The organism is Levilactobacillus angrenensis, from assembly GCF_003946085.1.
Classification (GTDB): Bacteria; Bacillota; Bacilli; order Lactobacillales; family Lactobacillaceae; genus Levilactobacillus; species Levilactobacillus angrenensis.
The window spans coordinates 96,938-111,239 of the sequence record NZ_RHOB01000009.1 but is presented as its reverse complement, the minus strand read 5'-3'; the positions used below and the strand labels follow the sequence as shown (position 1 = coordinate 111,239).

12 protein-coding genes are annotated in these 14,302 nt (G+C 51.0%); all 12 read left to right on the top strand.

Going from position 1 to position 14,302, the window contains the following annotated elements; genetic code table 11:
- Positions 1-150 precede the first annotated feature (150 nt).
- The 12 genes from EKM83_RS07120 (at position 151) to EKM83_RS13530 (ending at position 14,300) form a co-directional block, all read left to right on the top strand.
- Complete coding sequence (locus tag EKM83_RS07120) at positions 151-4,773, top strand: phage tail tape measure protein (RefSeq protein WP_125575942.1); 4,623 nt, start codon at positions 151-153, stop codon at positions 4,771-4,773.
- A 12-nt stretch (positions 4,774-4,785) separates the two neighbouring features.
- Complete coding sequence (locus EKM83_RS07115; RefSeq protein ID WP_125575941.1) at positions 4,786-5,949, top strand: phage baseplate protein; 1,164 nt, start codon at positions 4,786-4,788, stop codon at positions 5,947-5,949.
- A gap of 12 nt (positions 5,950-5,961) precedes the next feature.
- Positions 5,962-6,342, top strand: coding sequence for a phage baseplate plug family protein (locus tag EKM83_RS07110; RefSeq protein WP_125575940.1), 381 nt, complete (start codon positions 5,962-5,964; stop codon positions 6,340-6,342).
- Positions 6,343-7,209 (top strand): hypothetical protein, encoded by an 867-nt coding sequence (locus EKM83_RS07105; protein WP_125575939.1) that lies wholly within the window; start codon positions 6,343-6,345, stop codon positions 7,207-7,209. It begins immediately after the preceding gene.
- Positions 7,209-7,556 carry a hypothetical protein gene (locus tag EKM83_RS07100; RefSeq protein ID WP_125575938.1) on the top strand — a complete coding sequence of 116 codons (348 nt, stop codon included), beginning with the start codon at positions 7,209-7,211 and terminating at the stop codon, positions 7,554-7,556. Before EKM83_RS07105 ends, EKM83_RS07100 begins: the two co-directional genes overlap by 1 nt.
- Entirely contained in the window at positions 7,556-7,927 is a 372-nt protein-coding gene (locus EKM83_RS07095; RefSeq protein ID WP_125575937.1) for a GPW/gp25 family protein, read from the top strand. The genes EKM83_RS07100 and EKM83_RS07095 overlap by 1 nt, the downstream gene beginning before the upstream one ends.
- On the top strand, positions 7,920-9,086 hold the full coding sequence (locus EKM83_RS07090; protein WP_125575936.1) for a baseplate J/gp47 family protein: 1,167 nt from the start codon (positions 7,920-7,922) through the stop codon (positions 9,084-9,086). Before EKM83_RS07095 ends, EKM83_RS07090 begins: the two co-directional genes overlap by 8 nt.
- Positions 9,076-9,744 (top strand): hypothetical protein, encoded by a 669-nt coding sequence (locus EKM83_RS07085; RefSeq protein ID WP_125575935.1) that lies wholly within the window; start codon positions 9,076-9,078, stop codon positions 9,742-9,744. The genes EKM83_RS07090 and EKM83_RS07085 overlap by 11 nt, the downstream gene beginning before the upstream one ends.
- A gap of 2 nt (positions 9,745-9,746) precedes the next feature.
- Positions 9,747-12,416, top strand: a complete 2,670-nt coding sequence (locus EKM83_RS07080) for a fibronectin type III domain-containing protein (protein WP_125575934.1) — start codon at positions 9,747-9,749, stop codon at positions 12,414-12,416.
- A gap of 293 nt (positions 12,417-12,709) precedes the next feature.
- Positions 12,710-13,759 (top strand): RNA-directed DNA polymerase, encoded by a 1,050-nt coding sequence (locus tag EKM83_RS07075; protein ID WP_125575933.1) that lies wholly within the window; start codon positions 12,710-12,712, stop codon positions 13,757-13,759.
- Positions 13,728-14,156, top strand: coding sequence for a hypothetical protein (locus EKM83_RS13450; RefSeq protein ID WP_225418641.1), 429 nt, complete (start codon positions 13,728-13,730; stop codon positions 14,154-14,156). The genes EKM83_RS07075 and EKM83_RS13450 overlap by 32 nt, the downstream gene beginning before the upstream one ends.
- A gap of 12 nt (positions 14,157-14,168) precedes the next feature.
- Entirely contained in the window at positions 14,169-14,300 is a 132-nt protein-coding gene (locus EKM83_RS13530; protein WP_258522740.1) for a hypothetical protein, read from the top strand.
- Positions 14,301-14,302 lie beyond the last annotated feature (2 nt).

The window sequence follows — 14,302 nt, the reverse complement described above, 5'->3', positions numbered from 1 at the left end:
CTGTGCACGCTGGATGAAGCGGAATCAATGACTTCGGCTCAGTTGCAGGTCATCAACTCGGTGGCCTACAAGCTGCAGGAGGAGCAAGCAAACGTCTTTGCCAACAAATTATCCGAACTACTGTTCGGCTCGAAAGGGAGGGGTTAGCGTATGGATAATGCGGCACGAAGCTCATATATCGAGATGGCGTGGAAGATTAACTCTGCCGGCTATCATCAGCTGATCAAGCAGTACGACAACCTCGACCGCAAGAGCGACACAGTAGCCAGTCGGATGGCGCGGGGGATAGATCGTGTCGGAAACTCGATGCTCAATGCCGGGCAGAAGACTAAGGTCATGTCTGCGGCTATGGGCGGGGCTTTAGCAATCGGGGTCACCCAAGCAGCTAAGCTCCAGCACAAGTACTTGGTCATCACCAACTTGCTGACCACTGGCGGTGAAAAGGCTGGCGAGGCTATTCGTAACGTTAAGAAGATGCAACAGCAGTCGCTGGGTATCTCCAACAAGTACGGGGTCAGTCAACAGCAAATCGCCAAGGGCTACGAGGAGCTGGTCCGACGGGGCTACTCTTCTAAGCAAGCATTAGCGGCGCAAGAGACGCTGGTCAAAGGGGCCATTGCCTCTGGTGATAACTATACTGACGTCGTCCACAACTCGACGGCCGCCCTTGAAGCTTTTGGTCTGCGGTCAAAGAATACGGCCACGATGACCAAAAACACCAAGAAAGTCGTTAATGAGTTGGCGTACGCCGCCGACCTTACAGCGACGGACTTCAAAGACATAGGCTATGGTATGACCTATGTCGGTGCTACTGGTAAGACGGCCAATCAGTCTATCAGCCAAGTTTCCGCTGCCTTAGGAGAACTCTCAAACAATGGTCAAGAAGCATCCGTTGCCGGTACTGGTTTACGAAAGGTCTACAACTCGCTGGCTTCTCCTGGCGAAAAGAGTGGAGTTCCAGCGCTTAAATCGATTGGCCTGTCGGCTGATGATTTGCGAGACAGCAAGGGTAAGCTGAAAGATTTGTCCGATATCTTCTTGCTCTTCCAAAAGCACATGAAGGGCATGTCAGACAAAAAGCAATTCGACTTCTTCCACACTTTCTTTGGAACGACTGGACAAACGTCTGCGATGCTACTGTCTAAGAATGCTACTGAGCTGAAAAAGCTAGAGAAGCAAGTTTCGAAGGCTCCAAAGAAAGACTACATCACCCAGCTAGCCAACAAGAACATGAAATCGACCCAGCAGCAGTGGAAGATCTTTAAGCAGAACGTCATGAATGTCACCACGGTCATGGGTGGCCGCCTGCTGCCAGTGCTCAACGATGCGCTCAAGCACGTCTCCAAGTTGACCAAGTGGTTTGATGACCTTAGTGGCAAGGAGAAGACCTGGGTCACGTACACCGCAATCGGTGTGGCGGCCTTCTCTCCATTGATGACAATCACCGGCATGCTGGTCAAGAACTTCAGGACCTTAGGACGGGTCGCAAGTCGATTCTGGGGTGTCTACTCTAAAATCCATCGATTATCGGCCAACATGAACCAAGGGCGAGCACCCTGGGCTAAAACACCTAAGAGCTACTCGCCAAGTGGGACGTATGCCACTGATTCTGCTGGTAAGAACGTCTCACGAATGACGATCAACGCTGCTCAGGTCACGGTCACAGGTGGCGGGTCATCACCACTTGGCGACGGTAGCAAGATTGGTCGCAAGGTCGGGACGACTAGTGCTACTTATATGGCAAGCAAGTCGGGCAAGACCGGGCGCGTCATTGGTCGAACAGCCACCAACTACTCATACGCTCATTCCGCAAAGATTGGCCGACGCCAGGGCAAGACTAGTGCCAAGTACAGCTACTCTGGTGCGGCTCGTACTGGTAAAAAATCCGGTGCGGCATTTAGTAAAGCTTCGTACGCTGGCTCGGCTCGGACCGGTAAGCATATCGGCCTGAAAATGGGCAACACGGCCATGGGGCTCGCTTGGGCTGCCTGGGCTAGTGACATTGGCTCTGATGTATCGACCGCCTTCAAATACGGCGTCAGCTCAAAGAAAGGCGGCAAGGCCGTTTGGAGCATCACTGGTAAGAGCGTTGGGGCCGCGGTGGGCCTCGCCTTAACTGGTGGTGACCCCGTTGGGGCCATCATCGGGGCTCAGATTGGGGACGCCTTCACACAGCGATTTGTCAAGCTGTGGAAAAAAGCTATCCCGAACATGAAGAAAAACATTGAACAAGCCAACAACACCGCTAAAAAGAATCATGATCACCCCATCGTATCACCAACTCAGGGCTACGGTGCCGGTGCCGGTACAGATATCGGTGGTTTGAGTCATGCGGCTGGTGGCCCCATCAAGAAGACGGGACCCGCCATGGTCAACGAAGCCGGGCAAGAAGTTGCCTATAACCCTAAGACGGGGACCTACCGCCTATTGGGTAAAGGGCCGGCTATCACCCAACTCCGTGCTGGTGAGCATGTCATCAACGCCAAGGATACGCAGAAGCTGCTTCACGGTGGTTTAGGCGCTGGGAAGACGCTTCCCGGATACGTGGCAGGCACGACGAACGTATCACCTACAGCCGGCTCTGCGAGCGTTGGGACGCGTGTCAAGGGACTTAGCTTATCCGGAACCGAGAAGTCGACCAAGAAGTCGATGACTAAGATTTCGCGAGATATCACCGGCAACTACTCCAAGGCTACGAAGAAGTCCGGTAAAACGGTCAAGACCTTCAAGTCGACGAACACACGGGATTTCAAGGGAATCACGTCATCGACTAACCGGCAAACCAACAAGCTGCGCAAAAACACCGTTTCAGATTTTGATTCGATGCAAAAGGGCGGCGTCAAGCAGGTCAAGCAGATGCGCCATGGGGTCAACTCCCAAATGGATTCACTCCACAAGGGTATGACTTCTGACGCCAAGGCGACCGCTAGTGACTTTGGCGATGCTATGAGCAAATTGGGGCCATACGCCCACAGCGCAATGAAGTCAGCGGTCAATTCACTTAATGGCGGTATCTCTGGCATCGATACGGCGCTGGGACAGTTTGGCGGCAACAAATCTGTCTTGAAGCCGATTCACTACGCCACCGGGTCTAACGGGCCAATCGGGAGCGACCAGCTGGCGGTGCTGAACGACTCGAAGTCGGGGCCACGCCAAGAACTGGTAGGCCGTGGCAACCAACTCCTTAAGCCTATCGGCAATGACGTAGTTGCTCCGCTTCGCAAGGGCGACGAAGTCTTTAATGGCGATCAGGTCGAGAAAGCCAAGCCTTACCTACCACACTTTGCTAAAGGGACTGGTGCTTCTAAGAGCAAGCTTATCAGCTTGGCTTCGAAAAATCAGGCTCATCCGCAGGCAGCATGGGACCGTGACTTCGCTGGCAACGCCAAGGGGACCAATGGAACTGACTTAGGACGGGGTCTGCATAAGGCCACTCTGGACGCGGCTAACTCCGTGGGCCCTCAATGGTACTCGGCTGGCTGGTCCGTCATCAACAGTCTCATCGACGGCGGTGGCACTTGGAAGCATACACCGGGGCCGGGCTGGTCTGTATCATCGGGCTTCGGTAATCGTGGCGCTGTCAGCGGCGGCTTTAGCTCCCATGATGGTGTCGATTTCTCCGGTGCTAAGACGGTCTACGCCATGTATCCTGGTGTCGTCACTGGTGCCGGAGGTGCGCCCCGTAACTGGGGCGGCAGTAATGGGATTGGTGAGTACATCGCAACGCGTGGTGGCGGCCAATCACTCATCTACCAAGAACTTAATGGTAAAAGTAACTCTGGGGCTACTCTGTTGGTCCACAAGGGTGACCAGGTCAAAACAGGTCAAGCTATCGCTAAACTGGGTCCTAGCGGGACACACGTCCACGTTGGGGCTACCAAGCATAAGATGTTTTCCATTGGCGGCTCTTCAACCGCTGGTTGGGAAGATGTCACTAAGATGAAGAGCGTCAAGCCCAAGTCTACCAAGGACACTGGCCTACAAAAACTCTTTAAACAGCAACTTGGCAAGTCAGCCATCGCCTGGATCAAGAAGAATCTGCAGACTGATGACATCTCGGTCGGTGGCTTGTCCGGAAGTGTGGCTAGTCGTGCTCGTACTCTGGCCAAAGCCATCAAGAGCGCATACCCAGCGGCAACTAGTGCCGGGATTGCCGCCGTTCTTGGGAACTGGTCCTTTGAATCAGGCCTGAACTCGGGGGCCATCAATCCCGGTGGTGGAGCATCTGGACTAGGCCAATGGCTCGGTGGGCGTAAATCCAACTTGATCAGCTATGCCAAGAAACATGGCGGAAATTGGAAATCAGCTGCCACTCAATTAGCCTTCGCCCTCAATGGAGATGGGTCAGATAGTGCAGTCTTGAAGAGCGTTCTGCGGGGAAAAGGATCCGTTAGTTCTTTGGCCGCAAAGTTCTCCAAACAATGGGAGCGTGGCGGCTACACTAGCTCACACGTGGCCGGTGCCCAGAAAATTAAAGCAGCGTTCGGAAAAGGGTTTGCTAATGGTGGTCAAACACCAGTTAACGAGCCCTTTTTGGTAGGCGAAAAAGGGCCTGAAATTATGCAGTTCGATAAGGCCTCACACGTCACCAGCAATGCCGACAGCAAGAAGATGTTGCGGAGCACTAAGAGTGGCAAGCCGGACGTGAAGGTCAGCCTGAACGTTAAGATCATGGGCAATGCTGACAGCAAGGCCATCGGCAAGATGAAGTCTGCGGTCAAGGACGTCATGGTCAACCTCTTCACCAACGAACTTGGGAATGCTTTTGAGTAAGGAGGGCTATAGATGGCCGTATATACCAAGCAATGGCGAGCCGAGCAGGCTAAGGTCAAGTCTGCCCGCTCAAAGCTTACCAGCGCTTCAAAGAAAAATGGCTCGATCCTATCGGAAAAAGCCAATCTCAAAGCAACAATCAGTGCAAACCAGAAAGAAATTGACAGTTTAAATAAGGGAGTTAACTACTACCGGAAGAAAAAGAGTGACAAGAAGCTAACCAAGCGGAAGACACCTAAGCCGCTCACTGCGGCCCAAAAGAAGCACATCTCGACTTTGCAAACGCAAATCGATAAGGCCAACGCCAAGCTCAAAAGCTCAGATTTCAAGAGTAAGGCTAGCAATGCGTCTTCTAAGGTATCAAACGCCCAAAAGAAGCTCTCATCGGCTAAATCTGAGCGTGACAAGTACGAGTCTAAGCGTCACAAGACGGCACTTAAGCGCATCGCCGCGCAACGCAAGCAGAATGCCGAGCGGTTTCTGGCTCCACACGCTAGTCTTCACGCCACTAATTCAATGACGGGGCTGGAAGTCTTCATCTTCGCGTCCAGCGAGTCCGAATCCAACGAAAGTGAGGCGACGACTTACCCCATCGATCACGATGATCCGGTCGTCGACCACGTTCGCCGAACGGGTAAGACCATCACCGTCACCGGCTGGCTTTTTGATCAGAAAGCTGGTGACCGTCTATGGTCCGGCAAGAAGGATGATGTGTCAGGAGCAGGGTTGGTCGCCAAAACTGTCCAGAAACAGTTTCAGAATCTGCGAAAATGGCAGTTTGATGGAACGGAGCTAGTCTATAAGTCGGACTGGGTCAAGCCTGGGTTCAACCACATCTACTACAAGCACCTCTTCATGACGGGACTTGAGAAGACGCTAGATGCGCCCTACAAGGGCATGATCCAGATCACAATGACCTTCCAGTTTGCCTACAAGGCTCAGGTGGTCACTAAGAAGAAGACGAAGAAGAATTCCGGGAAGAAGTCGAAATCCGGGACCAAGAAAAAGTCGAAGAAGAAAACCATCGCCGTCAAGTACGGTATGACCTATTGGGGACTGGCGAAGACCTATCACACAACTGTGACGCAACTTCGCAAATGGAACGGGTCTGAGAAGAAGACCATGTACCCGGACCCCAAGATGGGCAAGTACCCTAAACGACTGCGAGTCAAGTAAAGGAGTGATGATATGGCGCTGAGAAACTACGTGCCGGTAGACGTTGAGAATCTACCGGAGACCTTTGAGTACGATCTTGATGGACGAACGTATCTGCTAACCTTCAAGTACAACGACGAGGACGATTTCTTCACCGTCAGAGTCAGTTTACTTGATGAGACTCTACTAGTACGTGACGAGAAGCTGGTCTTAGATACGCCGCTCTTCAAGGGGAACCCGGACCCGCGCTTACCAGCGACGTCACTCATCCCGATGGACGAATCGGGGCAAGCGACCAGGTGTGGCATCGATGAGTTTATGGTGTCAGTCTTTCTTTTCGAAGATGATTTAGACCCAGAAGATACTGCGACGCCGGGGCCTATCGATGTCGATGATGATGAGGAGGTGGACTAAATGGCGACAAAGTACTTGTACGGCCGCCGAGTAGAACTTTGGGTGATCACAAAGAGCCAGACCTATAAGTTCTACTACCACCAGAAGCTTAACTACTCTTTTGGCATTGGCTTCACCGTCCCTTTTAGCGACTCGACAACGGCCCAGACTTGCAGTGTGTCAGTCATGAACCTGTCAGCCTCACACCGCAAGATTTTCAAGGAAAAACGCCATATCAAACTTTTTGCCGGCTACAGTGAGTCCGGCGTGGGGCTACTGACTGAAGGCTTCATTACGCATACTCAGCCGTACAGCACTGACGGGGTGACTGGTACCTTCAACTTCGATTTTAAGGAAGGCCATGATGAAAATGTCAAGAAAAAGGTTAGCCTGTCTCTCGGCCCCGGAACCACGGTCAGCACCGCCATTCGGAGAATAGCACGGGAAGCTGGCATCACACTTGGCAAGCTCAAGCTAGCGAAGCCGGGCGCGGCCTACAAGTCAGGCTATACAGCCAACGGAAATCCCGTGACGCTCATCAAGAAAGCAGCCAAAAAGGGCGGTTCTAAGGCCTACCGTCGGCGAGGCATCTTGTGTGTCGATGACCTGAGCAAGGCAAATGGCTACCAGGAACACCTCTACTTGACGATGCATCAGAAGGGAAAACACGGAGGTACGGGCCTAATTGCTGAGCCGGTCTACAACGAGGATGATGAGGATTCGAAAAAGAAGACGGTTGAAATCCAGTCGCTCCTGCAGTATCAGGTATCAACGGGATCTATCATCCAAGTCGATAGCCCCGTCTTCAGTGGGACTAAGCGAGTCCAGTCCGGTCAGCATACTTGTGATGACTCGGGAATGATCACGACGATGGAGGTGTATGCCTAATGGCCAAGAATGTCGAGGCAGTTTTTCATGACGTATTGCAAGACGTCGTGGATAGTATCATGGACCAGCTTTCAGTGGGCAAGTACGCCACAGTGGTCCGCTATGATGCAGCTTCTCATATCGCCGATGTCCAGCCGTTGGGAAAAGACAGCGACGGGAGCCGGATTGGTGTCATCCACGGGGCCCGGGTGTCGAAAAGCGCCCAGCATGATATCAAGGTGGGCAGTACGGTGGCAATTCTCTTCATGGATGGTGACACGGATAACTTTTCGGGATCCGGCGCCTTCACCAAGGCGTCTAGCCGGAAGCACGACATCAATGATGCGACGATTTTGGAGGTGATGTGATGGACTTAAAGCTAAATGCTGATGGTGACCTGGACATCGTCAACGGAGACCTGAACACGGTCAATGGCGATGATGAGCTGGCCCAATCGGTCAAAATTATCGTCCAGACACGCTTGCTGGAGTTTGAGCCCGCCGACGAAATGGGGGTTGACCCCGAAAACATGTTCGGTAAGCGGGTCAGCAAAGAGTATCTAGCCACAGATATCGCCGATGCTATCACCGAGCAAGAACCGCGGGTGGCATCGGTTCTATCGGTCGAGCTGAGTGATCCCGATAGCGACCGAACAGCTGACTTGAAAATCGTGTACTTGAAGCGTGAAGACGAATCACAGCAGCAGACACTGGAAACGGAGGTGAGTCTCGATGATTGATGACAAGGGCATGGCGGTGCCCGACAACGACGACTTGGTCGCCCAAATGAGTGATACGGTCAAAGCTAAGTACGGTGAAGATACGAAGACGGATGAAGCCTCTGCTTTCGGCATTGTCATCCGCCTTTTTTCATGGTTTCAAGCTATCTTGTATCAAGATATCGAAGCCTCTTACTTCGCGGGATTTATCGATACGGCGACTGGTGTCAGCCTAGATCGGCTGGCATCAAACTACGGCTTGCATCGTAATCCGGCGGTGGCAGCCACTGTCAAGCTGAGCTTCACCGGTGAACCGGGGTATACGATCACCGAGCCTATGACCTACGGGACTAAGGACGGCGTCGACTTCGAGCTCTACGATAACGTGAACTTAGTCGATGACGGCACCGGTACCGGGCGAGGCACTGGCTGGGCGGCCGCAGTTGATACAGGACCAGATAGCAATGTTGGGGCCGGTACCATCACGGTTCCGGTCGACGATGTGGCCCAAGTTGAGTCGGTCACCAACGATGCTTCGGCTAGTGGGGGTGTCGACGTCGAGGCAGACACATCTCTACGCAATCGAATCCACCTGCAGGTCACGTCACAACCGGGGCCTACTTTATCCGGAATCTACACAGCGCTCTATAACGTGGCCGGGGTCAAGAAGGCGCAAATCGTCTCTAACCTGACCACGGAGACGGACGACCAGGGGAACCCCCCCAAGTCGCTTCACATCTATGTTTTAGGAGGCACTCAGCAAGCTATCGCGGCGGCCATTTTGGATAGCATCGGGGCTGGCATTCAAACAGTCGGCGGTATCAGCCTGCAAGTGGATGATATCGGGGGCCACCCGCACCAAATCAGCTTTGATACGGCGGCTGAGGTGGCCTTACATGCATCCGTCACAATCCAAGCGGCTGATGAATTTGATCCAACGAACGGGCCGGATGCCATGAAGCAAGGCATCACCAACTACGTTGAGAGTGTTGAAATGGGAGGGAAGGTCGTCTATACCAAGCTCTTTCAGGCCATCTACAACGTGCCCGGCATTGCCTCAGCAACCGTCAAGCTAGGCAAGTCAGCGGACTCACTAGGGGCGAGTGACATCCAGCTAGATGAGTTTGAAACGGTCGTCATGGCCGATGGCGGAATCGAGGTGGTCGTTGATGGACAGTAATGGGCACTACGAGCTGTCAGATTTGCTCAATGAGCTGCCAACGCCTGTCGCCAACGATCTGGATTCGGTGATGGCCTTCGTGTGGTCACTGCTAGCTAACGACATGGAAAATGCACAGAGTACTGTCGACAAGGTCGACAAATCCCGAAGCATTGACGAAGCCGCTGGCGGGTGGTTGGACAAACTTGGAGCTGACTGGGGCGTCAACCGCAATGGATTTGACGACGATTTCTACCGCTTCCTGATCAAGACCCGTCAGCTAGCGCGTCAAACGGATGGCACCTATAACAGTCTTATCCGCTTAATTGCAGACTCTTTGGGTGCCAAATACTCAGAAATCAACGTTGAGCCAGTCAAGGATGAGTCCCAAGCCATCCAGGTCACCAATGTTCCGGCCGAGTATATCGACTCGCAACGCAAGGAATCCATGGTTCTGGACCGTATCCGCAGTTCGGTAGTCGCGGGTGTGCAGGTAGCCACGGTGCAGTTCCGGACGACAGTCAAAAGTAATCTCTATATGACCTCTTATACTATGGTTCACCAGAACATCCGGTCAACTATGAACGTCTCGCAGGACCGCCATATCTCAATGCAAGGACAAGCAGGGCTAGCTAGTGTCACCAAAATTAGACAAACGATTAAAGCAAAGGAGGGGTAATAGTGGCAAGTAATGACGAGCAGAGAAGCGCAACAACCATCTTCACGACTGCCGCCCAGTCAATAGCCGCACGGCTTATCGCCAATAAAACAACGGCCAAATTTACCAAAGCAGAAATCAGTACCACTAATCTTTTTAATCAGTCGGTTACCGAGCTACAAGTCCTAACGTCGCTGGATAACGTTCAGCAAACGGCTGACATTAATACCGTGACAGTCATCAATGACAGCACGGTGGATGTAAATATCGCAATCGACCAAACAAAAGCACCAAATGATTATCAAATGAATTCGGTTGGATTGTTCGCTGTCGATGGTGATGGTAAGGAGGTGCTGTACAGTGTCACCGTGTTAAAAGATCCCGTTTATATCCATCAAGATGCAATGGGGTCGGCTTTAGGAATTGATCTGGAAACTGTAGTGGGTCAATCCAGTAACGTCGACCTATCAATCAACCCAGCTGGTGCAGTGACCAACGAGGAATTGAAGGTGACCTTGGCCGATTACGTCAAAACGGACGATGTAAAAAGCCTTATCCCTGCCACCGTCATCGATGGTAGCAAGCCGGCGGATTTCAAGGAATCCGTCACGCTGGAAAAGGGTGCGGTGGACGGTGAAGGCAATGCCATTGCGACCACCAAGGATGTTTCCGATGGCGACGCGGAAGCACTCACATCGGCCAAGGAATATGCGGACACACAGGTTGGCGACAAGGTCAAGGCTGCGGACACTGTTAACTGGCAAAAACATAAATTAACTGGTGACGATGGCTCCGCTAAATTTGTGATTGCTAGTGGGGAAGACGTGGATACCAAACTGAAAGCGATTATCGGCACCAAAGATACCGGCAAGCTCTTAGTTGACATTGACGCTAAAAATAACCCAACTGGTCATTCGCTTATTGGAGAATATTTCTGCGATTTTGACGGCTTAGTTACCGGCTACGGGATAGGTCCAGACGGGGCGATGTGGAGCTTCACTTATAACGGTACTACAACCATATGGAAATGGATTCTAACAGCGAAGACGCCTGGAATTCCAAAGCTGGCAGTTAAGTACAACGCAACTAGCAAAGCCTTTGACTATACACTGACTGCGCCTGAGAAGGACGGTTTCAGTGACATCCTACAGTACAATTTGCTGTGGAAAGATCATAGCGTGGATGACTGGACAACGGTCATTGTTAAGCCAGATGACTTAACCGGCCAGCTCACTGGCGTTGACATTCCGAAGACGTATGACTTCAAAGCAGCAGCCCAAAACGCGGTGGGTTCCAGTGACTATACTGATGTGATTACTTTGGGGACCGCCGTAGTGCCGGGAATCCCGTCACTGACAGTTGAGTACGACGCTGGCAAAAAAGGTTTCGACTACACGGTCACGGCACCAAAAAGTGATGGTGGCTCTGAAATAACCGGATACAGCCTGGAGTATCAAAAGCAAGGCAGCACGGACTGGATGAAAGTTGCACTAAATCCTGATAGCCTTACTGGGACGGTTACTGATGGCATTGAAGCTGGAAGTGATTACTTGTTCCGCCTTAATGCTGAAAATGCAGCCGGGTCAAGCGGCTACTTTACGGTCAGCGACCCATTGCCAACCGTTGACGGTAACATTTACGGCGTTAGTTGGGATGGTTCTTCATCTGGTGCCTTACAGCGGACCGATGCTGCGGTGGGTCTAAAAGCTGGTATCAATGGCGCTCAAAACGACTTTGATACTCGTGGCCCATGGGGATTGATGGACAAAACCGTCACCGATTCGTATGGCAACACGTTTGTTCGCGTGCCAAAATTCTACATCCGTAAAACCCAAGACAAAAATAAACCATTAAGCACTTGGCAAGTTTCGTTGGTTAAGCAAGGCGACGATTGGTATTTGCCAAACTGCTTCTATGATTTTGGCAATAAGAAAGAGCTAGACTATGTCGATGTTTCCCGATACGAAGGGTCGATTGCTTCAGGCAAATTACAGTCAAAAACTGGAGCTACGCCAACAGCTAGTCAAACTATTGTTCAGCTAAGAAGTTCAGCGGTTGCTAATAACACAGATGGTAAGAAGGGCTATCACTTGTGGGACGTGCATACACTAGACGCCTTGCAAGTTCTGTTCACGATTGAATTCGCTACTCTCGATTCCCAGTCAATTATGAAAGGGAACACCGACAATACTGGGAACTCCTTAATGAACAACGGAGCTACTGACAATGTGAAAGGGTCATCTGGATTTGTAACCAGCGGTGCCAAACCAATGACTTACCGCGGGATTGAAAATCTCTATGGAAACTTGGCAATGTGGACAGACGGATTAAACATTAATAGCTTGTCTCTATACTCATGCGATGACGCAACTAAGTATGCGTCAGACGTGTTCACAAGTCCCTATTACAAGCTCAATTATTCATTAAATTCTGAGAATGGAAATATTACTGGCCTTGGATTTGATAAGGAGCATCCTGGAGTAACGGCGCCAACTTCTTTCAATAGTGATTCATACAACACTTACTATCATGACTATGGCTATGTTTATGGCAGTGGTAACTATGTGGTCTACACTGGTGGCGGCTGGTTTTGGCACGCTGGCAGCTCCGGTCTTTGGTTCTGGTACGGCAGCTACTCGTCGTCTGACGCGTACTCCTATGTCGGCTCTCGCCTCCTTAAGAAGGCTTTGTAAGGAGGTCTGGGGGATTTCTCCCCCAGGACTTTTGGGATTGTTGATGCAGGCAGCTGGAATTGGAACGCTGGCAACTCCGGTCTTTGGTACTGGAACGGCAACAACTCGTCGTCTGACACGAACTCCAATGTCGGCTCTCGCCTCCATATTAACTGAAACACGGCAAACACAAGTAATGCATCAACGACTCCGTACCACTTGGTAAAAATTCGCCGCTACAAAGCAGGGGCTAGTAAGTAAATTGAAAGTTCTTGAGGTTAATAAGTTATTTAAATTCAGAAGGAAGTGATTGATTGAAACGCTATGGTAATTTGATCCATGATATTGCGGATCCGGAAACCATTAAGTTAGCACTTCACCAGGCAGCCATTGGAAAACGGCACCGAAAGTCGGTGAGCCGAAGGCTCAGCCATGAAGAAGAAACGATTCAGCAGATCCAGTATTTATTGCTGTCGGGTGAATTCAAGCCGGCCAAAGTCAAAACATGGACAGCCCATGAAATGGATAAGGACCGTCAAATAACCACAACCCCGTTTTTCCCGGACCAAATTATTCACTGGTCGATTATGTTGGTGCTGCAGCCAATCTTTTTAAAAAGCATGTATGAGTACAATCTGGCCACCGTTCCCGGTCGTGGGATGGCTCAGGGGCGCAAGGTGATCCCAAAGTGGTTACAGAACGACCCCAAACATACCAAGTATTGTCTCAAGATGGATATTCACCACTTTTACGCTTCAATCAACACAGACATTCTGAAACTAAAACTGCAACACCGTTTTAAAGATCCGCAAGTTTTACGACTGTTGGGGGCGATTATTGACTCATACTCACCGGGATTACCACTAGGCTTGTATACTTCACAATGGCTGGCCAACTTTTATCTGGAGGATTTTGATCATCAGGTAAAAAACAACTGGCGGGTACCGCACTATGTCAGATATATGGACGACCTAGTCATGTTGAGTGGTAACAAAAAGAAGTTGCATCGATCCCGTGACCAGATGGATACCTATCTTAAAGCCGAAGGACTAGCCATCAAGCCTAACTGGCAGCTTTTTCGAGTTGGTAGTCGACCGATTGACTTTCTGGGCTATCGGTTTTACCGCGACCATGTCACTTTACGCCGTAAGTTAGCTCTCCGGATTCGTAGGAAGGCAGCCAAAGTTGGGCGTAAAGACCACCTAACGTACCATGATGCGGCCAGTATGATTAGCTACTGGGGCTGGCTAAAGCACACCAACTCATATGGCTTCTATCATAAGTATGTGAAACCCAACTGTTCGATCAAAAAAGCAAAGGAGATTGTCAAACATGAAAACAATTTACGCAACCGCACCGATTGATAAGCCGGACGGTTATGCCGTGTACGCCTTAGGACCGGTTCCCTACGGGGTTGACCAATTTATCGGTTGGAAGATGGTCAAGATGAAGCAAGTACCGGCCTTAGATGATAATGGAAAACAAATCATAGGTTCGGACGGCAAGCCACAAATGTTGTGTGTGGATGATCCAGACGCCGAAGTAACTTATGATCCGCATACTCAAGTGCTTAAACAGGTTGAGTCATTGCAAACTGAAAATAAAAGCCTTAAGTCAGCCAATGCGTTGACTCAGCAAGGCTTGATGGAGGCTGTCGACTACTTGTCCTCACAGCTGGCAACAACTAGCGCTCCGATTGACACTGGCTCAGCTGAAACGAGTTCAGCAGCCCCAGCTAGTTCGGCAGCAAGTGAATCTTAGGAGGTGATGGAAATGGAATACTCTGCATTGGCACAGATTTACGCACATGCAATTATTGACGGCACACGTTCCATTGAAGCCGTACCAGTCCCGTTTCGGTCTGATACCCAAGCCGCTTTGACACAACTACAATCAAACAAATAAGG

What these genes read in the sequence shown, in the direction of transcription:
- EKM83_RS07120 (WP_125575942.1), top strand. Translation starts at nt 151, where the DNA reads ATGGATAATGCGGCACGAAGCTCATATATCGAGATGGCGTGGAAGATT.
- EKM83_RS07115 (WP_125575941.1), top strand. Translation starts at nt 4,786, where the DNA reads ATGGCCGTATATACCAAGCAATGGCGAGCCGAGCAGGCTAAGGTCAAG.
- EKM83_RS07110 (WP_125575940.1), top strand. Translation starts at nt 5,962, where the DNA reads ATGGCGCTGAGAAACTACGTGCCGGTAGACGTTGAGAATCTACCGGAG.
- EKM83_RS07105 (WP_125575939.1), top strand. Translation starts at nt 6,343, where the DNA reads ATGGCGACAAAGTACTTGTACGGCCGCCGAGTAGAACTTTGGGTGATC.
- EKM83_RS07100 (WP_125575938.1), top strand. Translation starts at nt 7,209, where the DNA reads ATGGCCAAGAATGTCGAGGCAGTTTTTCATGACGTATTGCAAGACGTC.
- EKM83_RS07095 (WP_125575937.1), top strand. Translation starts at nt 7,556, where the DNA reads ATGGACTTAAAGCTAAATGCTGATGGTGACCTGGACATCGTCAACGGA.
- EKM83_RS07090 (WP_125575936.1), top strand. Translation starts at nt 7,920, where the DNA reads ATGATTGATGACAAGGGCATGGCGGTGCCCGACAACGACGACTTGGTC.
- EKM83_RS07085 (WP_125575935.1), top strand. Translation starts at nt 9,076, where the DNA reads ATGGACAGTAATGGGCACTACGAGCTGTCAGATTTGCTCAATGAGCTG.
- EKM83_RS13450 (WP_225418641.1), top strand. Translation starts at nt 13,728, where the DNA reads ATGAAAACAATTTACGCAACCGCACCGATTGATAAGCCGGACGGTTAT.
- EKM83_RS13530 (WP_258522740.1), top strand. Translation starts at nt 14,169, where the DNA reads ATGGAATACTCTGCATTGGCACAGATTTACGCACATGCAATTATTGAC.